Here is a 21,087-nt window from a genome sequence, read left to right as displayed (position 1 = left end):
TTTCAGGGTTTGGGAGCTGTGCTGGCGGAGACGCGGACACGCCCCGGCGGCCGCACCTCCGTGCCCTGCCGTCCGGTCAAGGCATCGCCCAGCTCCGCGCGGGCGCGCTCGGCCAGCGCCAGCAAGCGGGCCATGACCTCAGGATGCGCAGCCGCCACATTGGTGGTTTCAGCCGGGTCTTTCTCCAGGTGATACAGCTCGGGTTGCGCCAATTTGACATTGCGGTACGGGCCTGGCTTGCCATCCCTGCCCGGCGGCTGCCCCTGCATGGTGCGATAGGTGTGCGGCAGGATTAATTTCCACGGGCCGCTGGTCAATGCCTGCAATTCGTTCTGCTGATAATAAAAATAATAAGCCTCCTGGGGGCTGACGGCGCCGGGGTGTCCTGCCATCAACGGCCAGATATCCTTGCCGTCCAACTTGTTGGTGGGCAGCGCCGCTCCCGCCAGCCGCGCAAGGGTGGGCAGCAAATCCAGGGTCATCGCGGGTTGTGCGCAGACCGTGCCAGCCGGGATTTTGCCCGGCCAGCGCATCAAACAAGGAACGCGCACGCCGCCCTCCCATACCGTCCCCTTCCCCTCGCGCAAGCCGCCCGCCGAGCCGGCATGGTTGCCATACGACAGCCACGGGCCATTGTCGGAGGTAAATATGACCAGCGTGCGCTCCGCCAGCCGGTGCCGCTCCAGCGCCGCCAGAATCTGGCCCACGGACCAGTCAATTTCCATGATGACATCCCCGTAAAGCCCCCGCCCGGAACGGCCTTTGAATTTTTCGGAAACAAACAGCGGCACGTGCGGCATGGAATGGGCCAGATACAGAAAGAACGGACGACGGCGGTTTTGCTCGATGAATTGCACGGCGCGCTCAGTGTACCACGTGGTGAGCCGGGCCTGATGCTCCGCGGTCACCGGCGCCAGCTTGACGCGCTCGTTTTCGTACAACGGCAAATCCGGATAACCGGCCTTGCGTCGCGGAGAATTCGGTGGCGCATCCGCGTACTCGGGATGATACGGCCACATGTCATTGGAGTAGGGCAGGCCAAAATACGTGTCAAAACCCTGCCGGGTGGGCAAAAACTCCGGCTGGTCCCCCAGATGCCATTTGCCAATGGCCGCCGTGGCGTACCCGCGCGTCTTCAACACTTCCGCCAGCGTCACTTCCTGGGGATGCAAACCCACCTGGGCCCGCGGGCCTAGCGCCCCGTAAATGCTCACACGGTTGGCGTAGCAGCCCGTGAGCAACGACGCCCGCGAAGCCGAACACACCGGTTGCGACACATAAAAGCGCGTGAACTTGACCCCCTCCGCCGCCAGCCGGTCCAAATGCGGCGTGGCCAGGTCCCTCGCCCCATAACACCCCACATCCCCGTAGCCCAGGTCATCGGCGAAGATAATCACCACATTGGGGGACGTGGCCGCGCCGGCGTTGCTTAGCGCCAGCACGCAAACCACCGTCAGCAGACAGGCCAGAAGTTGCATAAAGGAACCCACCCCCAATCTAGACGGCTCCCCTCCTTTTTCAAGCTTGCACTGCCCTTGGGGCGGAAACTCCCCTGGACCCATCCTGCGTGCAACGGCCGGCGGCATGGCTACTCAACCTCCCCCAGGCGCCACCACCCCCGCGGCAAGCCCGGAAATCGGCGCGGTACCCTCTCATTCCACCAGGTGATGTTGCATGGCGTAGCGGGTGATGCCCACGGTCGTGGACAAACCGGTCTTGGCCGCAATGCGCGAGCGGTAGGTGGCTATGGTTTTGGCGCTCAGATGCAATTCCGCCGCGATTTCCTTGGTGGTTTTGCCCATCGCCACCAGCCGCAGCACCTGCAACTCGCGCTCCGTCAGGCTCTCGTGCGGCGCGGTGGCCGTCTCGGCAGTAAGGGCCGAGGCAAGCTGCTCCGCCAGACTGGTGGTGATGTATTTGCCGCCCGCCAGCACCTTGTTCACCGCCGCCAGCAATTCCTCGGAGGCGCTTTGTTTGTTCAGGTAGGCCTGCGCGCCCAGTTTGATGGCGCGCAACGCAAATTCCGCCTCCGGATACATCGAGAGCACAATCACCGGCGTTTTGGGACAATGCTTGCGCGACAGGTCCAGCACCTCCAGCCCATTGCGCCCGGGCAGGTTCAAATCCAGCAGGATCAAATCCCAGCGCCCCTCAAAAATCCGGGCCTCGGCTTCCGCGGAAGTGGCGGCCTCCACGAAACGGCTGCCCGGCATCTTCTCGGCCAGCAGGCTGCGCAAACCGCGCCGCACCACTTCATGATCATCCACAATGAGAATGTTTCTCATGGCGAATCTCCTGAGGCCCCGGCCGCGGGACGGGGCAAAAATACCCGCACACACGTGCCGCCGCCGGCTGGCCGCTCAAAGGATACCGTGCCCCGCCAAGGCAGCACGCGCTCTTTCATGCCCAGCAGGCCCAGCGACTGTGGCCGCTGCGTTTCCTCCTCCCGGATGCCCCGGCCGTTGTCGGTGACGCGCAATTCCCAGCCGCCCTTCGTTTCCTCCAGCGTGACGGTCACCGCAGTGGCCTGGGCATGGCGGGCCACATTGGTCAGCGCCTCCTGCACAATGCGAAACAACGCCAGCGCCTGCTCCGCCGGCAGGGCCGGCTCCTCCTCGGGCAGGCGCAAGCTCACCGCCAAACCGGAGCGCTCGCCAAACTGGCGCAGCTCCTGCCGCAACGCCGCGCCCAAACCCAGCTTGTCGAGCGCGCTGGGCCGCAATTCGGCCGACAGCCGCTGCACGCATTTGATGGTGTCATCGGCAATGGCCAGGGCATCCTGCAACCGGCTGGCAATGGCCTCGTAGGAGCGTTTCTCCGGCGGGCACTGGCATTGGCGCAGCAGCCAGTGCAAATCCATTTTCAATCCTGTCAGCAACTGCCCCAGTTCATCGTGAATTTCCCGGGCCATTTGCGCGCGCTCGGCTTCGCGCACATGAATCAGCCGCGCCGCCAGCGCGTGCAATTGCTGCTCCGACTGCCGCAGGCGGGCCTCGCTCTCCTGCAGGGCCAGCGTGCGTTGGGCCACCAGCTCCTCCAGGTTTTCCTGATAGGCGCGGTTGGCCGCCTCCAGCCGCTGCCGCTCGTCCTCCAGATGCTTCAGCCGCGCCGCCCGCGCCACCGCGCGCGAAAGCTGGCTGCGGGAGACCGGCTTCGAGAGGTACTCAAACGCCCGCGTGCGCACCGCTTCCACCGCCGACTCCAGGGTAGGCTCGCCGGTGATGACAATGGCGGGCAGGTGGGGATGGTGATCTTGCAGAAACCGCAGCAGCTCCACCCCCGAGGCTCCGGGCAACATGAGGTCCGTAATCACCACATCCACCGGTTGCGCTTCCAGCACCTGCAAAGCGCTGGGCATTTCCCCCACCGCATACACCTCATGCCCGTCAGACTTGAGCATCCGCTCCAAAGTCCGCAGCACCGGTGGGTCATCTTCGACCAACAAAACTCTGGCCATGATATGCTTTAAGCTAGGCGCGCGAACAAATCTCCTCCCCTGCGGTGCTGACACCACCACCCTGGTCGCTGCTGTGCCCGCCATTTGCCGCATTGGTGCTGATTCGCCCCTGAACCGCTGGCGCGTGGAGCAACCTCTGGCTCTCCATCTTTACCCAACTGGCCACGCGGCCGCACTTCCCCGGCCACGGCACACCGCCGCCCGGAAAGAGCGCTGGCTTGCCAGTCAAAGTACCACCCGCCCCGCTCCAAAACAAGGACTAAATCCCCATCCCCACCCTCCGCCCTCTCCCGCCCTGCCCGACCGGGGGTGGAAAGCGCCGACTGAACCCTGGCTTGGCGGCGTTTTCAGAGCACTTCAGCCTACCACCAGGTTGACCATTTTGCGCGGCACGTAAATGGTTTTGCGCACGGTCTTGCCCGCCAGAAACGGTTGCACGCTCTCGCAGGCGCGCGCGGCGGCCTCCACTTCCTCCTGCGTGGCCGTGGCCGGCACCGTCACCCGCCCCCGCAACCGGCCGTTGACCTGCACCGGCACTTCGAGGGTGGCCTCTTCCAGCAGGGCCGCATTAAACTGCGGCCAGGGCGCATAGGCCAGGTTGGGCGTGGCCCATCCCACATGCTGATGCAGCCGCCCCCACAATTCCTCCGCCAGGTGCGGCGCAAACGGCTGGAGAAGCTGCAGAAAATCGCGCAGCGCCGCTGCCGGCCGCACGGGCCATTCCAAGGCTTCATTCACCAACACCATCATGGCGGAAATGGCGGTGTTGAACCGCAGGCCCTCCAGGTCCTCGGTCACTTTTTTAATGCAGGCATGCAGGCTCTTGAGCTGCGCCGGCGTGGGCGCAACGTCCTGAATGTTCGCGTTCAACTTCACCAGCTCCAGCAGCTCCGGCCCCGGCGCGGCGGCGGTGGTGCGCGCCTGGTCCAGCGCCGTCTTGCTGTCCTCGTCCACAAACAGCCGCCACACCCGCCCCAGGAAACGATACACCCCCTCCACGCCGCGCGTGCTCCACGGTTTGCTCATTTCCAGCGGGCCCATGAACATCTCATACAGCCGGAAGGCGTCCGCGCCGTACTGCGCCAGAATGTGGTCGGGGTTGACCACATTGCCGCGGGATTTGGACATCTTGAAGCTGCGGGCATCCACCTGAATGTGCGGCTGCTCCTTCAACACAAACGCGGCGCCCTGTTTTTCCACGGCCTCCTCGTCCACCCGCTCGCCCAGGACCTTCTCGCCGGTGGCCTTGTGCCAACCCACCATGCGCGGGCCCGTGGCGGTGGCCTCCTCGCTGAGGTCGCGCAATTCCGCCGCGCTGACGAGCTGGCCGGCGGCGTTGCGAAACACGGTGTACTCCATTTCGCCCAGAATCAGCCCCTGATTGACCAGCTTGAAAAACGGCTCCGGCGTGGAAACATGGCCCAAATCATAGAGCACCTTGTGCCAGAATCGCGCATAGAGCAGGTGCAACACCGCGTGCTCGGTGCCGCCCACGTACAAGTCCACCCCCGGCGTGGCCCGCTGCCCGGCCGGTGCCTCCGTCCCCATCCAGTAACGCTCGGCCACAGGCGAGCAAAACTGCCGGTCATTCCGCGCATCCAGATAACGCAGGTAATACCAGCAGCTCCCCGCCCACTGCGGCATGGTGTTGGTTTCCCGCACGGCGCCATCCGGCAGGTTCACCCAGTCCGTGGCCCGCGCCAGCGGCGGCTGGCCGTCCCGGGTGGGCTTGAAATCCTCCAGCGGCGGCGGCAGCACCGGCAGCGCGCTCTCCGGCAGCGCCTCATGATGACCATCCCGCCAGACAATGGGAAACGGCTCGCCCCAATACCGCTGCCGGCTGAACAGCCAGTCGCGCAACTTGTAATTCACCACTTTCTTGCCCAGCCCCCTGCTCTCCAGCCAGGCGGTAATTTTCTGCTTCGCTTCCGGCGTGGGCAGCCCCGTGATGGACACCTCGGGGCCGGTCGAGTTGACCGACACCCCATCGTCCACAAACCCACGCCAGTCCGTGGCGGGGTCGGGCGGCTGTACCACTTGCACGATGGGCAGGTTGAACTTGGTGGCAAACTCCAGGTCGCGCGTGTCATGCGCCGGCACCGCCATGATGGCGCCCGTGCCGTAGCTGATGAGCACGTAATCCGCAATCCAGATGGGGATTTTCTCGCCGTTCACCGGGTTGATGGCATACGCGCCGGTGAACACGCCGGTTTTCTCCTTGGCCAGCTCGGTGCGCTCCAAATCGCTCCGGGTGGCGGCATAGGCCTGGTATTGCTCCACCGCCGCCTTTTGCGCCGGCGTGGTGATAAGCCCCACCAGCGGATGCTCCGGCGCCAGCACCATGTACGTCGCCCCAAACAAGGTGTCCGGCCGGGTGGTGAACACGCGCAATTTCCGCTGCGCCTCCGGCAGGCCCGGCGGCGGCTCCGCCAGCGCAAAGTCCACCTCCGCCCCTTCGCTGCGGCCAATCCAGTTGCGCTGCATTTCTTTGAGCGAGTCGCTCCAGTCAATCGTGTCCAGGTCGCGCAACAACCGCTCCGCATACGCCGTAATCCGCAGCATCCATTGCCGCATCGGCTTGCGGATGACCGGAAAACCGCCCACCTCGCTCCGGCCGTTGATGACCTCCTCGTTGGCCAGCACCGTGCCCAGCTCCGGGCACCAGTTCACCGGCGCCTCGCTCACATACGCCAGCCGCTTGGAGTCGCGGTAAGCCCGCCGTTCCTCCTCCGTTTTAAGGTCCGGTGGATAGGTCAGCGTGCTGATGGGCTCGGCCCGGTTGGTCTCCGGGTTGAACCAGGCGTTGTAAAGCTGCAAAAAAATCCACTGCGTCCACTTCACATAACCCGGGTCGGTGGTGTCCACCTCCCGGCTCCAATCATAACTGAACCCCAAAGCCTGAATCTGCCGCTTGAAATTGGCAATGTTCTGCTCCGTCGTCACGCGCGGATGCTGCCCGGTCTTGATGGCGTATTGCTCGGCCGGCAGCCCGAAAGCATCCCATCCCATCGGATGCAGCACGTGATAACCGCGCGCCCGCTTGTACCGCGCCAGAATGTCCGTGGCGGTGTAACCCTCCGGATGCCCCACGTGCAGGCCCGCCCCGGACGGATAAGGAAACATGTCCAATATGTAAAACTTCGGCGGCAGTTGCCCCGCCGCCAGGGCCGGCGCATGCCGCTGCGCAAACGGATGCGCCGGCGGCACCGCCTCCCCGGGATTCCACGCCCGGAAGGTCTGCTCCTCCAGCCAGCGCCGCTGCCACTTCGGCTCAATCAAATCAAACGGATATTGCGGACGAACACTCGCCATAAGGCTGCAAATAATGCGGAAACCCGCCGGGGGTGACAATGGGGAAATTCATCATCCCGCCCCGCGCGGGGCGCTGAGCCGGCTGGCCATATGCCCCAGCCGCTCTGGGCCAGCTCACCCTTCAGCGCCCTGCCCGCATCTCCAGCAACGCCTGCTGCACGGCGGCGGGGCTGGTCAGGCGGGGTCCGCAGCTCTGTCCCTGGCACAAGTGCGCGCAGGCCGGTCCCGGCGCGGCCCGCCCCGCCAGGACCAGCCACGGCGCCCAGGTCTCATGCGCCGCCTGCAACAATGCCTGCGTGTCGGCCGCGGACGGCTCGCCCACGATTTCCAGCCGGAGCGCGGGCCGCACAAACAGCGCCGCCGCCCGCCATAAGTGGGCATGCGCCGCCGGCACTTTTTGCATGCGCGCACAAAACAGACGCAGCACCCCGGCCGCCGCCTCCTGGTAGCGCTCCTGACCGGTGATTTGCGCCAGCTTCAACAGCGCCAGCGCCGCCACCGAATTGCCGGACGGCTCGGCGCCATCGTAGCTGTCCTTGACGCGCAGGATGAGTTCCGGCGCCGCCTCGCTTTCCCAGAAGCCGCCCTGCTCCGGGTCATGGAAACGCTCCAGCATCACCTCGGCCAGCGTTGCCGCAAACGCCAGCGCTTCCGGCTCCAGGGTGGCCTCGTACAACGCCAGATGCCCCTGCGCCTGGTACGCATAGGCCTTGAGCAGTTGCGCGTTGTCCCGCTCCCCGTCCCGCCAGCGATGATGCAGCCGCCGCCGCGGCGCGTCCCACAAATGCTGCCGCACAAAAGCCGCGTTGCGCCGCGCCGCCGCCAGCGCCTCCGGCAAATTCAACCCCCGCCCCGCCCGGGCCAGGGCCCCGCACATCAGCCCATTCCACGACGCCAGGACCTTCTCATCCCGCAGCGGCCGCACCCGCCGCTCCCGCGCCGCCAGCAGTCGCGCCCGGGCCTGGGCCAGCAACTGCGCTTCCTCCGCGCTCAAGTCTTCGCGGCATACCCGCAAAACGTTCAGGCCCCGCAACGGCTGGGGATGGCTGTGGTCCAGGAAATTCCCCTCCTCCGTCAGGCCATAATGCTTCACCACCACCGCCAGCTCCTCCGGCGGCAGCAGGGAGCGGCATTCCGCCAGCGTCCAGCAATAAAACTTGCCCTCGTGCCCCTCGCTGTCGGCGTCTTCGGCGCTGTAAAAACCGCCGGCCGGATGGGTCATGTCCCGCAACACATAGCGCACGATGCCCCGGGCTACCTCGGCCAGGGACGCCTCTCCGCTGGCCCGCCAGGCGTCCACGTACAAATCCAGCAACTGCGCGTTGTCATACAGCATCTTCTCGAAATGCGGCACCGTCCATTCCGCGTCCACGGCATAGCGCGCAAAGCCGCCGCCAAGCTGGTCATGAATGCCCCCCCTGGCCATCGCCGCGCATGTGTGCAACACCATGTCCCGGGCCTGCCGGTCGCCGTACGCCATTCCGTATTCCAGCAGGTATTGCGGAATGGCGGGCTGCGGAAATTTGGGCGCGCCCCCAAAACCGCCGTGCGCCGCATCGTAATCGGCCTTCAGCTCTTCCGCCGCGGTGGCCAGCAGTCCCTCATGAAACAAGGGCCGCTCGGCCGGCCGTTGCGCCAGCCAGCCGGCCAGCTGCTGCTGCAGCGTGGCCGCCGCGTTTTCCACCTCCGGCCGCCGCTGCCGCCACACCCGCGCAATCTGCTCCAGCAGCTCCAAAAAACCCGGCCGGCCATGGCGGCTGGTGGGCGGGAAATAAGTCCCCCCAAAAAATGGCCGCAGCTCCGGCGTCAAAAACACACTCAACGGCCAGCCCCCCTGTCCCGCCAGTGCCTGCACGGCGGTCATGTGAATATGATCCACGTCCGGACGCTCTTCGCGATCCACTTTGATGCTGACAAAGTGCCGGTTCAATACCGCCGCTATCTCCTCATTCTCAAACGACTCCCGCTCCATCACATGGCACCAGTGGCAGGTGGAATAGCCAATGCTCAAAAAGATGGGCTTGTCCTCCGCCCGCGCCCGCGCAAAGGCTTCCTCGCCCCACGGATACCAGTCCACCGGATTAAACTGATGCTGCTGCAAATAGGGAGATGCCTCCCGCGCCAGCCGGTTCGGGGCCTGCCGTTTCTGGCCGTGCGATGCCACATGATTCATAACCCAAAGTAGCTTGGTTCACCCCCCCATCCAAATCCTTCCTGCCCACAGGCTTTGGCGCTGCCCTCGCCACCACCCCTCTCCGGTCATGCCCGTCCCTCCGGCAAATACTGGCCTCCCTCCCGGCCCTTGTAGTACTCTGCCCGCATGACAGTTAATGGCCGCCATACCCGCTGGCTGTGGCTGCTGCTGCTCATTCCGGCTGTCTGGTTGACGCGGGCGCTGTGGCCGCGGCAAACCCCTGCCCGCCCCGCGCCCGAGGATTTGTTCGCTTCGCCTCACGTCTGGCACCTTGAACTGACCGCTGCCGAGACTGCCCTGAACGCCCTCCGCCAAAACCCTCGCGACGATGTCCTCCTCCTCGTCCAATGTGAGGGCCGCCTTTACACCAACGTCCAGGCCCACCTCAAAGGCGCCACCGGCAGTTTCCGTCCGTTGGACGAAAAGCCCTCCTGGACGCTCAAATTTCCTGCGCCCGGCCTCCGCGGGTATGAGAAAATTCACCTCAACAATGCCGCGGAAGACCCCAGTTTTTTATGTGAATGGCTGGGAAGTGAAGTCTTTCGCGCTGCCGGCATTCCCACCGCCCGCACCACCCATGCGCTGGTGAGCCTCAACGGCCGCCGCCTGGGCCTGTATGTGGTCAAAGAGGGCTACAACCGCCCCTGGCTCGAGCGCCATTATGGTCCCACCACCGGCCCCTTTTACGAACCCGTGCAGGCGCAGGACGTCACCGGCCGCTTGGAGATTGTGTTCGGCCCCGCCCAGGATACCCGCGCCGGCTTGCGCGAGCTCGCCGCCGCCGCCGCCGAGCCTGACCTGCAGAAACGCTGGGAGCACCTGGGCGTTTTCCTGGACCGCGAAAAATTCGCCACCTTCCTGGCCGGCGAAGTGCTCCTGGGCCATCGCGATGGTTACGGACTGGCGCGCAACAATTACCGCCTCTTTTACGACGCCGCCGCCCGCCGCGCCCATTTCATTCCGCATGGCATGGACACGCTCCTCGGCACGCCGGATTTTCCCTGGCGGCCTTATTGGCGGGGCCTGGTGGCCCGCGCCTTCATGGAAACCCCGCAAGGAACCACGCTGTACCGCCAGCGTCTGGCTCAGCTCCTCCAGACCCATTTCCAGCCCGGGGATTGGACCCCCCGCCTCCAGGAACAGGCCCGCCGGCTGGCCGCCGAGCTTCCCCGCGCCGAAGCGCGGCCTTTGTTGCAGGAAGCCGAAAAACTGTGCCAGCGCCTGGAACAACGCTACGCCAGCCTGCAACGCCAGCTTGCCGAGCCGCTGCCCGCCCCCCTGGTTTTTTCCAATGGCCTCGCCCGGTTGACCGGCTGGCGCGCCGTGGATGTGCCCGCCGGCGGACGCCTGGAAACCCACCGCGCCCCCGATGGCCGCCCCGCGCTGATGATTCAGGCCGGCCCCCGCACGGCCGCCTCCTGGCGCACCACCGTCTGGCTGGAGCCGGGCATGTATGTCTTCGCAGGTGAAGTCGTCCTGCAAGGGGTCGCCCCCCTGGAAAACGTGCGCCAGCAGGGCGCCGGCCTGGCCGTGCAGGACTACCCCCAACCCCCGCACAAACTTACCGGCGACGTCCGCGGCCAACACCTCGAAGTCCCCTTTACCATCCCCCCACCCGGCCGCTCTCTGGAGCTGCGCTGCGAACTTTTTGCGCGCAGCGGCGCCGCCTGGTTTGTGCTGGAGACGCTCCATCTGCGCAAACGGTGACGCGCCGCCGGCGCCCGCGCCTTCCGCTCACCAAGGCTGCCTTCCGGCCGCAAGGCAGGCGGCTTAACGCATCTCCACCACCGCCACCGATTTGGGCGGCAGCGTAATCTCCCACCCGGCGTCCGTTTTCTTCCACGCATGAAACGCCGCCGGTTTGACGGCCTCCGGCTGGTCAAAAGTATTGTGCGCGGTAATGGCCGCCGCGGTGAGCACGCGGCCCTGCGCGATTTCCTTCACTTCCGCGCCGGTGATGGCGCAAAGCACGCGCGCGGATTGATGGGGGTCAGTGTTGACGAGCGAGAGGTGAATGGCCCCGCCGGGCTGGCGCGAGGCTGAGGCGCTGACGGCCGGGATGCTCACCTCGCCCAGGGCATACGTGGCGCTCTTGAGCTCCACCGGCAGCAGGGTGGCATCATGATGCACCGTGTACATTTCAAAGATGTGATAAGTGGGCGTGAGCAACATGCGGGGGCCGTCCGTCAACACCATGGCCTGCAGCACATTCACCGTCTGCGCGATGTTGGCCATGCGCACGCGCTCGCAATGCTGGTGGAAGATGTGAAAGGTGAGCGCCGCCACCAGGGCATCGCGCAGCGTGTTCTGCTGGTAAAGGAACCCCGGATTGGTGCCCGGCTCGACGGCGTGCCAGGTGCCCCATTCGTCCACAATCAACGCCACGCGCTTTTTCGGGTCATATTTGTCCATGATGGCGCTGTGGGCGGTGATGAGCTGGTCCATCCGCAGCGCGCTGCGCAACAGCCAAATCCAGTCGTCCTCTGCAAACTGGGTGGCCGACCGGCTCTTGCGGCCGCTGCCGCAATAGTAATGCAGCGCCAGCCCGTCCATCCGGCGCCCGGCCTCGCGCATGACCACCTCCGTCCAGTTGGTGTCGCCGCTGTTGGGGCCGCAGGCGATTTTGAAGATGCGGTTGGTGCCGAAGTTGCGCACATACGTCGCGTAACGTTTGTATTCATTGGCGTAGTACTCCGGAGTCATGTTGCCGCCGCAGCCCCAGTTTTCATTGCCCACGCCGAAGTAGCGCAGCCCCCACGGCTTGTCCCGCCCGTTGCGGCGGCGCCAGTCGGCCATGGGACTCTCGCCATCAAAAGTGAGGTACTCCACCCATTGCTGCATTTCGAGCACGGTGCCGCTGCCCACGTTGCCGCAGATGTACGGCTCGCACTGCAACTGTTCGCACAAATCCATGAACTCATGCGTGCCAAAATGATTGTTCTCCACCACCTTGCCCCAGTGGGTGTTGACCATGCGCGGGCGCTGCTCGCGGGGGCCGACGCCGTCCTTCCAATGGTATTCATCGGCAAAACAGCCGCCCGGCCAACGGAGCACCGGCACTTTGATTTTCTTGAGCGCCTCCACCACGTCCCGCCGGATGCCGCGGGTGTTGGGGATGGGGCTGTTTTCGCCCACCCAGAAACCTTCATATATGCAGCGGCCCAGATGCTCGGCAAAATGGCCGTAAATATTGCGGTCAATTTTGAACCGGCCCTGCTCGGCGTGGATGACCAGTTGATTTTCGGTCTCGGCCGCCGTCACGGCCGCCACCGCCGCCAGGCTCAGGAGGAGGAAGAGCTTTTTCATAAGATGGATGGTCAAGAAAGGTCATCATGCCGCCGCGGCCGGGCCTCGCAAGTCGCATGAATTGGTGACAGGCCGTCCCCACTTAAGGATTGCACCGCGCGGGCGGCTTGGGCATGTTCAGCGCAATCATGCCCGGCCTCCCAAAAAGCCGGGTATGGCGGAAAACCATGCCGGAGGCCGCTTGGGGAGCGGCTGCCACGGCCGCAGAAAGGTTGCCTTATGCATTGGCTTGATTGGATTGTCATCGGCTTGTATTTCGTGGTGATTGGGGTGGTGGCCTGGTGGTACGGGCGGCACCAGAAGGACAGCGTGGACTACTTCCTGGCCGGGCGCAACGCCGGGTGGATTGTCATTGGCGCGTCCATTTTCACCTCCAACATCGGCTCCGAGCACATCGTGGGGCTGGCGGGGCAGGGTGCCGCCACCGGCATGGCCATGGCTCACTGGGAGCTGCACGCCTGGTGCCTCATTGTGCTGGCCGGGCTGTTTGTGCCGTTCTATTACAAATCAGGCGTCCAGACGATTCCCGAGTTTCTCGAAAAACGCTTCAGCGCCCGCACCCGCTGGATTTTGTCGGTGGTTTCGCTGGTGGCCTACGTGTTCACCAAGGTCAGCGTGACGGTGTATGCCGGCGCGATTGTATTTCAAGCCCTGCTGCCCGACACCTTTGGCTCGCCGCAAAACGCGTTCTGGATTGGCGCCTTCTCCACCGTGGTGATTACAGGCATTTACACCGTGTTTGGCGGCATGCGCGCCATCATGTCCACCGCCACGCCGCAGGCGGTGATTATTTTGTTTGGCTCGGCCGTCATCACCACCATCGGCCTAAGCAAACTGGGCGGCTGGAGCGAGCTGGTGGCCACCTGCAAGGCCAATGCCGACAACTTCGCCCTCTGGCGGCCGCTCTCAGACCCCAGTTTCCCGTGGCTGGGCATCCTCATTGCGTCGCCGATTGTCGGTCTGTGGTACTGGTGCACCGACCAATACATCGTGCAGCGCGCGCTTTCGGCCAAAGACCTGGCCACCGCCCGCCGCGGCGCGCTCTTTGGCGGCCTGTTGAAGGTGTGGCCGGTGCTCATCTTTCTGGTGCCCGGCATGATTGGCTGGGCGCTGCACACCAAGGGCATCATTCAACTGCCCATGAAGGCGGACGGCTCGACCATTGACGGCGACCAGGTCTTTCCCACCCTGGTCAAGCTGCTGCTCCCGCCGGGCATTCGCGGTTTGATTGTCGCCTGCCTGCTGGCCGCGCTCATGAGCTCGCTGGCCTCGCTCTTCAACTCCAGCGCCTCCCTCTTCACGGTGGACATCTATGAGAAACTCTTTCCCGGGCGCTCCGAGCGGCACCTGCTCAACGTCGGCCGCATTGCCACCGCCACCGTGGTGGTGCTGGGCATCATCTGGATTCCCGTCATGGCCAAAGTTTCCGGCGGCGGCCTCTACCAGTACCTGCAAAGCGTCCAGGGCTATCTGGCGCCCCCCATCACGGCCGTGTTTTTCCTGGGCCTCTTCTGGAAGCGCATCAACAGCACCGGCGCCACCTGGGCGCTGAGCTGCGGCTTCATCCTGGGCATGGTCAAACTCACCATCCAGGCCTTCTTCGGCAAGGGCAAAATCGAAAATCCTGCCATCCTGGCCCAGATTGGGGATTTCAATTTCCTCTACGCCACCGGCATCCTCTTCGCCATCAGCGCGGTCATCATGATTGTCGCCTCCCTGCTCAGCCCTCCGCCCCCGGAGGAAAAAATCCGCGGCCTGACCTACGGCTCCATCCACCAGGTGTACGGCGAGGAAATCCGGCGCAGTTGGGACACCGGCAACAAGGTCATGGTGGCGGTCATCCTGGTGGCCGTGCTGGGCATGTATCTCTACTTCAGCTTCTGGCTGCGGTAGAACGTTGGCCCCCGTTCCGGCGGGCTGAAGCAGAAGGCTCTTCACCGCCGGTTGGTGAACCCCGGTGCTTCCCGGCTTGCCGCCGCCCCCCTTGCCGTCTGCAGCACCACTCCGGCCTGATTCCGGGACCATGGCGGGAAGGATGCGCGATTGACTTGCGCAGCAACGAGGGCCATATTTTGGACATGAATTTTGACATTTCCCACCTGCTGGAAAGTTGGGAATACAAAGCCGGTCAAGTATCGGTGCGGCGCTTTCACGGCAAGGATGGCCAGGAGAAAATCCAACTCCGCGTGGACCTCGGCATCATGCAAATGAACGCCGACGGCCGCCCCGATGGCAAACGGCCGTTTGGCTTTCCTTCCCTGCTCGAGTATTACCAGGACCGGCTGGAAAAATACCGCGCCGAACACGGCGGCAACGACGAGGGCTTCGTGCTGGACGTGGAGGATTGCGCGCGGCTGCAAATGGAAGCCCTCCAATACCACCACCGTTACATCTGCTTCCTCCAGCTCGAGGACTACGACCGCGTCATCCGCGACACCGAGCGCAACCTGGAAATGATGGATTTTGTGGATGAATACGCCGAGAGCGACGAGCTGGCCTGGAATGTGCAAATGCTCCGCCCCCAGCTCATCATGATGCGCTCCCGCGCCTGGGCCACCCTCCTGATGCAGGGCGGCCTCTACGACGAAGCCATCACCCTCGTCCAGAATGAAATCGAGTATTTGCGCGATTTCTACGAGGTCATGGGCCGCGAGGAAATGGCCGAGGAATCCCCGGAAATTTTCTCGCTCGAAGCCTGGCTCGAGGACATCCGCGAGCGCCGGCCCTTGAGCAAGCGCGAGGCGCTGGAGGTGGCGCTGGCCGAGGCGCTGCGCAAAGAAAACTTCGAGGAAGCCGCCAAGCTGCGCGACGCCCTGCGCGAGTTGAAGGAATAAATCAACCGCCCGACCAGCGCGGCGGCGCTCGGCCTGCGGCCGGGGGCGCCTTGTCCCAAAAATCTTGGCCCACCGCCCCTGGTGCGCGGGCGGCCCAGCCCTCTTTCCCCCACCGGCCCCCCTCAGCCATTACGGCAGCGGCGGGGTGGCAATGCGGTAAAACCGGTTGCGCTCCGCGGTGGCCGCCGGGTCGTACAAGCGGATGAGATTGGTGCCCGGCTGCGGGGCAATGTTGGTCCACCGCGCCCACCCCACGCCATTCAAGTTGGTCTGGTACAGGATGGTATATCCCACGTTGGGCATCGCGGTGAAGGTCAGCTCCGCTCCCGAGCCATTGCCGCCCCGCAACACCAGCCGCAACACGCTGGTGGCGTCCAGCGGATGCGTGCCTGCGATGTATTCCTCCCAGTTGGTGGCGCCGTCGCCGTCCGGGTCATCATTGCGCCCGTTGCCCACCTCCGCCGTCAGCCCATGCGCCGCCTCCCACGCATCGGGAATGCCGTTGCCATTGGCATCGTTCGTGCCCAGGGTCAGCCGGGCTACGCGGCTGGCAGCCGTCCCCAGCGCGTTGGAAACGATGACCTGATAGTTGCCCGCATGCTGTGATTGCACCGGATTCAGGGTTAAACTGGAACTGGCGCCCGACACCAGCGGGCTCCCATTGAAGTACCACGTGTACGTGTAGGGCCCGCCTCCACCGGCCACCACATTGAAGCTGGCCGTCCCCCCCTGCGCCACAGTCACATCTGCCAAATCCTGCACAATAAAGGCTGGCTGGCGGACCGTGAGGGTGGCCACCTCGCTGGTGACCACGCCGTAGGCATTGCTGATGACCACATGATAGGCACCGGCATTCCCCTGCACTTGCGCGTTGGTCACCAACAGCGAATTGCCCACCGCGCCCGCCAGCAGGTTGGTGCCGTTGTAGTACCATTGATAAGTAAGCGTGCCGGTGCCCACCGCCGTCACCGCAAACGTCGCGTTGCTTCCCGGATTCACCACCACATTGGTGGGCTGGGCGGTAATGAACGGCCACGAAACCACCGTCAGATTGCACAACGTGGACAAACCGTTGCTGGTGGCGAGATTCAAGGCCAGAATGCGGTAAATGCCGGCGTTGGTGAACACCACATTCCGCAACGTGAAGGTGATGTTCGTGGCGTCTGTCACCACCTCCTCCAGCGTGGTGCTGACTTTCTGGAAACGATACGTGAACGGCGGCGGATAGCCGGAAATGGCGGCGCTGAACACCACGTCCACGCCCGCCGTGACCGTGAGGCTGCTGGGCAGCGTGGTGACAAAGGCAATGCGGCGGAGCGGTTGCACCCGCGCCACGTCGCTCAGGCGCGTGCCCACCTGGTCCGTCACGGCCACCTGGTAGTTGCCCTCATGCTCGATTTGCACATTGGTGATGACCAGCGTCGCATTGGTGGCGCCCACCAGCGTGATGCCGTCCCGAAACCATTGATACCGCAGCGCATAATCACTGACGGCGCTGACGCTCAATGTCGCATTGCCGCCGATGAGAATATTGGTGCCCACCGGCTGCGCCACAATTTGCGGCAGGCGCACCACCGTCAGGCGCGCATCGGCGCTGACCACCACTCCGGCCGCCCCCAGCACGATGACCGAATAATCCCCCGCCTGCTCGGGCCGCACATTTTCCAGTGTCAGCAGCCCGGCGTAATTGGTGGCGATGATGACCCCATTGCGCCGCCACAAATAGGTGAACGGCCCCGTCCCCGTCACCTGCACCAGGAAGGTGGCATCGTTCATTTCCACCACGGTTTGCGCGAGCGGCTGCTGAATTATCGCCGGCGGCGTGCCGCTGGGCAAAAGCTGGCCGGCCGACGGCATGGCCGCCACCCAGTTGGTGGGGTCATTGCCATACGCCGACAATCGCACGCGCTGCAACGAAGCCCCGCTCCCATCCGCCCCGCCGGGCCACGGCGCGCGGTCGCGGTAAGCCACCCGCTCCACCTCCGCCCACCCCACTTCGTTGCTGGCGCTGAGCACCGGCTCCAGCAGCTCGATGGTCTCATCCGAGTTGTCCAATTTGCCGCCATACGGCCCAAAAAGGCGGGTGTCCGGCGCCATGCTGTAGCCCTGTCGGAACACGGCCGCGGTCAGGGGGTCATTGACCGGGTCAAAATTCACCACCAGCACGCGCTCGCCCGGTTGGAGCACGGTATCCGGGGGGAAGCTGTAATCCACCGCATTGCCCAGCCGCCAGGTGTTGGTGGGCGCCGCCGCATCATATAACGGCACCGGCGCGCCGCTGATATTGGCCAGCTCAATGAACTCATCGCGGCTGTTGTCATTGGTCCCGATGTCAGGCGGGTGATACATGATTTCCGCAATCACCACCGGCCCCACCTGCGGCCCGGCATTGGCGGCGCCCGGGGTGGGCTGGATTTGCCGCACGAATTGCTCCCGCCCCAGGCTGTTCACGTACCGGCCAAAGGTCACGCCAGGAACCGCCGCGCCAAAATTGAAGCCGTGGCTGTACCCCGTCAGATTGGTGGCCGCATCTCCGCTGAAGAGATAGGCCGCATCCCCCAGCGCGCCCAAACCGAAGCTGTTGTTGGTGCCGGGGGTGGGATTGAAATCGTCTTCCGTAAAAACCCAATAACCGCCCGCCGGAATGACCGTGCCGGCAGGAATGCGGTATTTCATCGGGGTGGAAGGGGCATCGGTGATGAACCATCCCTCAAGGTTCACTGCCACGGAGTTGGGATTATACAGCTCAATGAAATCCTTGCCGTTGCCCACGGGGGCGGACAATACCTCATTGACCAGCACCGGCAAGATGGGCGTCGCCGGATCATCCGCGCCCGGCGATCCCCCCACCTGCGTGCTGGCGCGCCAGTTCTGGGCGTCGTCCAAATCCGGCCGCGCGGCGGGATTTTTCAGCACCAGCGCAAAGCCAAACCCGTCCGGCGTCACCGGCCAGGGCTCGCGGTCGTTGTAATTGAAGGAGAGCAGCGTGGTACCCAGGACTTCGTGCACCAGGCGCAGGCGTTCGCCGCCATTATCCAGCCGCCCGCTGAACACGCCGTGGATGGTCACCCCGGGATACCGCCGGGCAAACTGCTCGGGATTGCGCACCAGCAAAAAGAATTGCCCAGGCGCCAGCCGCGTGTTGTTGGTGAAGGTGAAGCTGATGCCCTCGGTGAACGCCAGGCCGCTGAGGTTCAAGGTGTTCGTCCCCACATTCTTCAGCTCCAGAAACTCAAACTCATCGCCGCTGGTAATGCCCTCCGGCAGGGGATTGTACATGACTTCCGTGATGACCAGCGCCGTGAGGTCCTGCTCGGTGTAATACATCGCTTCCGTCAGCGCACTCCATTCGCCGCTTTGCCACACGCGCGCCTTGACCAGCGTGGGGCTGTTGAGGGTCAGCGGCGTGTCATACGCCCGCGCCGTCGGGGCCACCGCCCCCGAGCCATAGACCCGCGGGTCGGTGCCGTCGGTGGTGTAATAAATCACCCCGCCGGCATTGGTATGGCTGATGGTCAACTGAAAGCCCAGCGGCACCGCGCCGGAGTAACGGCTGAAATCCGGCGCCGCCGTGTTGGGATAATAGCCCACCGTCCGAAAGCTCCCCGCCGCGGGCGCCGGCGCCATGAGCATGTTCCACCGGTTTTGCAACAGCGACGGCCCGCTGCCCGTTTCGCTCACCAGCATCTGCCGCACCCGCGCCAGCCAGTCCTGCCGTTTGAAGGGGATGTTGGTGTTGGGCGAAGAGCGCGCGCTGGCGCGAATGTGCCCCCACCGGGCCGACTCGCCGCGAATGGCGTTGTCAATTTCACTGAAGCGCATGGCGAAGATGTTGCTCATGCCCGTGACGGTCAGCGCGCCGTCATTGAATAAGTGCTTGCGGATGCGGTCCGCAAAACGCAGGCGGTATTCCGGGTTGGTCCGCAACTTGCGGTCAATGCCCTTGGGCTGGCCCAGGCGCGGCGTTTCATTGCCGTTGCCGGTCAGGAAGTTTTCGGAGCCGGTGCGGAAGGTGTGCTCAGAATCCCACGAATGAAACCGCCATTTCCCATCGCCCCCGCGGTAATAGGTGGCATACAAATTTTTATCAGACCAGTCCCAGTTGCCGGCCAGATAGTTCACAATCATGTAATCAATGAAATCGTCTATGTCCAACACCCGCGCCACCGCCTCGTAATTGGTCAGGATGGACAAATCCGGCGCCGGATTGGGCGCGATGTAGCCCACGCCCACCAAATCCAGCATGTACTCATAATTCGTAATCACCGTCGCGTTGTTGCGGCTGATGGGCTGCGCTGGATTCGCGGGCATCGTGTTCACCAAAGGGTCACTCTCCGTGAACGCCGAGGACACCGAATGCTTGAACACATCCCACTGGCTGGCGTCGCCGCCGTAATAAGACTCGGCAAAATGGTGGTCCGGCCGCTCATGCAGGCTGTATAAACCCCAATACAAGCCATTAAGAAACAAATGGACCGGCCGGCTCCGCCAGCCCCCGCGCCCGGAGACCGCGTTCTGCAAATCCGCCACCACCTGGTCATTCACGTAATCCCCGCGCACCCCCTGCGTGTTGGGGTCGGGATGATTCCACGTGTTGTTGATGCGCGCATCCAGAATGAAATTGGAAAACTTTGTGGCCCCGCCTTTGCCGTATTTTTCGTACAGCGGAAACTCCGCGTCCCCCGCGCACTGAAAACGCATCGAGAGCTTGTACGATTTCCAGCGGTCCTGGCTGGTGCCGCCAAAAATGTGCACATTGCCATTAATCTGGAAGCCGCGCTCGGCATTGGCATCCACCGGGTCACCCTTCGGATTGATTAACTCCAGCGACGCCGCCCGGTCCACCCCTTCATTGGCCACTCCGGAGGCCGGCGGATAAATGCCCCCATCCGTCTGCCCGGGGCTGTTGGGCCCCCACAAGTGCCGCCAGTCCATGACCAGCGACACCACTGCGATGTCTTTGAGATGCTCCACCCCAAAACGATTGGTCGGGTTGCTGTCATTCACAATCTGCGGATTCACCCCCCAGAACGTCAGCCCCGGAAAGGCTGACAAACTGGACAAATTGCCCCCCGTCGTGCCCCAGGTGAGGGTGTCCGACGGACTTAAATTCATGGAGGCCGGCGGGCCGTTTTGGGTCAGGACGTCCTGAAGAAAAATATAACTTTGCGTGTCCACATCACTCGAACCCAGGCCGGTTTTCCAGGCACGGGCGCGCACGAGCGTCGTGCGCGTGATTTGCACCGTGGCCGTGGGCGCCACCTGGCCGTTGGCGGCGGGCACCTGAAAGCCATTGGTGGGCGTTGGCTCGCTGCCATTCAACGTGTAAGCAATGGTGGCCCCGGGCGTTTCGCTGGTGATTTGCAGCGTAAAGGCATTGGTGTAAAACCCGCGGTCCACCGAAAACTTCGTGTCCTTGCAAAACTCATTCACCGCGCTCGCCGCATTGTTGGCCGCGCCGGGCGTGGGCCGCGTGAGATAAGTCATCGCCCCGGTGGGGCTGTTGTTGGGAAAACCAAACGACACCGTCTGGCGTTGGTTGTCATAAGGAAAAGAATGAATCACCTGGCCCGAAGGCGCGCTCAACACCAGATAACCTGAGGCGCGCAGCCGGAAACTGGTATGCGGCTGCACCCCGGCAATCGCCCGGTTTTTGCCGCTGGCAAACACCAGCAAATAACCATTGGCCGGCAGCGTCGCCCCCACAAACCGCCACTTGCCCGGCTGCGCCGGGTCATCCGACAACCCATAGCCCGTCAAATCAATGGGACTGCCGGTGTTGTTCTTCAACTCAAGCCAGTCTGGATACTCTCCGTCCATGTCCACCGGCGCATTGGGGTCGTTGACCCGCGGCAGATTCAAACAAACAAATTCATTGATATGCAGCGACGGAGTTTGCGCCATCAGCGCAATACCTGCGGCCCATAACGACAACCCCACCCGCCACCAGGCTTGGGGCAACGGCAATTTTTTCATGCTTTAAC

Annotated in this window: 10 protein-coding genes; 3 read left to right on the top strand and 7 right to left on the bottom strand. The window is 63.8% G+C overall.

What is annotated here, in order from left to right; translation table 11 throughout:
• Window positions 1-2 precede the first annotated feature (2 nt).
• The 5 genes from NXS98_RS14700 to NXS98_RS14680 form a co-directional block, all read right to left on the bottom strand.
• Complete coding sequence (locus tag NXS98_RS14700) at window positions 3-1,478, bottom strand: sulfatase family protein (protein ID WP_283845778.1); 1,476 nt, start codon at window positions 1,476-1,478, stop codon at window positions 3-5.
• A gap of 174 nt (window positions 1,479-1,652) precedes the next feature.
• Entirely contained in the window at window positions 1,653-2,285 is a 633-nt protein-coding gene (locus NXS98_RS14695; protein WP_283845777.1) for a response regulator, read from the bottom strand.
• On the bottom strand, window positions 2,282-3,457 hold the full coding sequence (locus tag NXS98_RS14690; protein ID WP_283845775.1) for a hybrid sensor histidine kinase/response regulator: 1,176 nt from the start codon (window positions 3,455-3,457) through the stop codon (window positions 2,282-2,284). Before NXS98_RS14690 ends, NXS98_RS14695 begins: the two co-directional genes overlap by 4 nt.
• A gap of 357 nt (window positions 3,458-3,814) precedes the next feature.
• Complete coding sequence (leuS, locus tag NXS98_RS14685; RefSeq protein ID WP_283845774.1) at window positions 3,815-6,769, bottom strand: leucine--tRNA ligase; 2,955 nt, start codon at window positions 6,767-6,769, stop codon at window positions 3,815-3,817.
• Window positions 6,770-6,890: 121 nt separating this feature from the next.
• Complete coding sequence (locus tag NXS98_RS14680) at window positions 6,891-8,942, bottom strand: thioredoxin domain-containing protein (protein ID WP_283845773.1); 2,052 nt, start codon at window positions 8,940-8,942, stop codon at window positions 6,891-6,893.
• 147 nt (window positions 8,943-9,089) lie between these two features.
• Here NXS98_RS14680 and NXS98_RS14675 point away from each other — a divergent pair, with 147 nt between their 5' ends.
• Window positions 9,090-10,670 (top strand): CotH kinase family protein, encoded by a 1,581-nt coding sequence (locus tag NXS98_RS14675; protein ID WP_283845772.1) that lies wholly within the window; start codon window positions 9,090-9,092, stop codon window positions 10,668-10,670.
• A gap of 63 nt (window positions 10,671-10,733) precedes the next feature.
• On the opposite strand, the gene NXS98_RS14670 is transcribed toward NXS98_RS14675, so the two are convergent.
• Window positions 10,734-12,269, bottom strand: coding sequence for an alpha-N-arabinofuranosidase (locus tag NXS98_RS14670; protein ID WP_283845771.1), 1,536 nt, complete (start codon window positions 12,267-12,269; stop codon window positions 10,734-10,736).
• A gap of 219 nt (window positions 12,270-12,488) precedes the next feature.
• Between NXS98_RS14670 and NXS98_RS14665 the strand changes: the two genes are divergently transcribed.
• Together NXS98_RS14665 and NXS98_RS14660 are read left to right on the top strand one after the other, a co-directional pair.
• Entirely contained in the window at window positions 12,489-14,162 is a 1,674-nt protein-coding gene (locus NXS98_RS14665) for a sodium:solute symporter (protein ID WP_283845770.1), read from the top strand.
• Between the two features lie 185 nt (window positions 14,163-14,347).
• Window positions 14,348-15,103: a hypothetical protein gene (locus tag NXS98_RS14660; protein WP_283845768.1), complete on the top strand. Its 756-nt coding sequence runs from the start codon at window positions 14,348-14,350 to the stop codon at window positions 15,101-15,103.
• Window positions 15,104-15,232: 129 nt separating this feature from the next.
• Here NXS98_RS14660 and NXS98_RS14655 read toward each other — a convergent pair whose 3' ends face one another.
• Window positions 15,233-21,079, bottom strand: coding sequence for a lamin tail domain-containing protein (locus NXS98_RS14655; RefSeq protein ID WP_283845766.1), 5,847 nt, complete (start codon window positions 21,077-21,079; stop codon window positions 15,233-15,235).
• Window positions 21,080-21,087 lie beyond the last annotated feature (8 nt).

The organism is Fontisphaera persica (genome assembly GCF_024832785.1).
Lineage (GTDB): Bacteria > Verrucomicrobiota > Verrucomicrobiia > Limisphaerales > Fontisphaeraceae > Fontisphaera > Fontisphaera persica.
Note: the sequence above shows the minus strand (reverse complement) of the source record. Positions and strands in the feature narration are given on the sequence as shown.

What these genes read in the sequence shown, in the direction of transcription:
- NXS98_RS14675 (WP_283845772.1), top strand. Translation starts at nt 9,090, where the DNA reads ATGACAGTTAATGGCCGCCATACCCGCTGGCTGTGGCTGCTGCTGCTC.
- NXS98_RS14700 (WP_283845778.1), bottom strand. Translation starts at nt 1,478, where the DNA reads ATGCAACTTCTGGCCTGTCTGCTGACGGTGGTTTGCGTGCTGGCGCTA.
- NXS98_RS14665 (WP_283845770.1), top strand. Translation starts at nt 12,489, where the DNA reads ATGCATTGGCTTGATTGGATTGTCATCGGCTTGTATTTCGTGGTGATT.
- NXS98_RS14695 (WP_283845777.1), bottom strand. Translation starts at nt 2,285, where the DNA reads ATGAGAAACATTCTCATTGTGGATGATCATGAAGTGGTGCGGCGCGGT.
- NXS98_RS14690 (WP_283845775.1), bottom strand. Translation starts at nt 3,457, where the DNA reads ATGGCCAGAGTTTTGTTGGTCGAAGATGACCCACCGGTGCTGCGGACT.
- NXS98_RS14660 (WP_283845768.1), top strand. Translation starts at nt 14,348, where the DNA reads ATGAATTTTGACATTTCCCACCTGCTGGAAAGTTGGGAATACAAAGCC.
- NXS98_RS14670 (WP_283845771.1), bottom strand. Translation starts at nt 12,269, where the DNA reads ATGAAAAAGCTCTTCCTCCTCCTGAGCCTGGCGGCGGTGGCGGCCGTG.
- leuS (WP_283845774.1), bottom strand. Translation starts at nt 6,769, where the DNA reads ATGGCGAGTGTTCGTCCGCAATATCCGTTTGATTTGATTGAGCCGAAG.
- NXS98_RS14680 (WP_283845773.1), bottom strand. Translation starts at nt 8,942, where the DNA reads ATGAATCATGTGGCATCGCACGGCCAGAAACGGCAGGCCCCGAACCGG.
- NXS98_RS14655 (WP_283845766.1), bottom strand. Translation starts at nt 21,079, where the DNA reads ATGAAAAAATTGCCGTTGCCCCAAGCCTGGTGGCGGGTGGGGTTGTCG.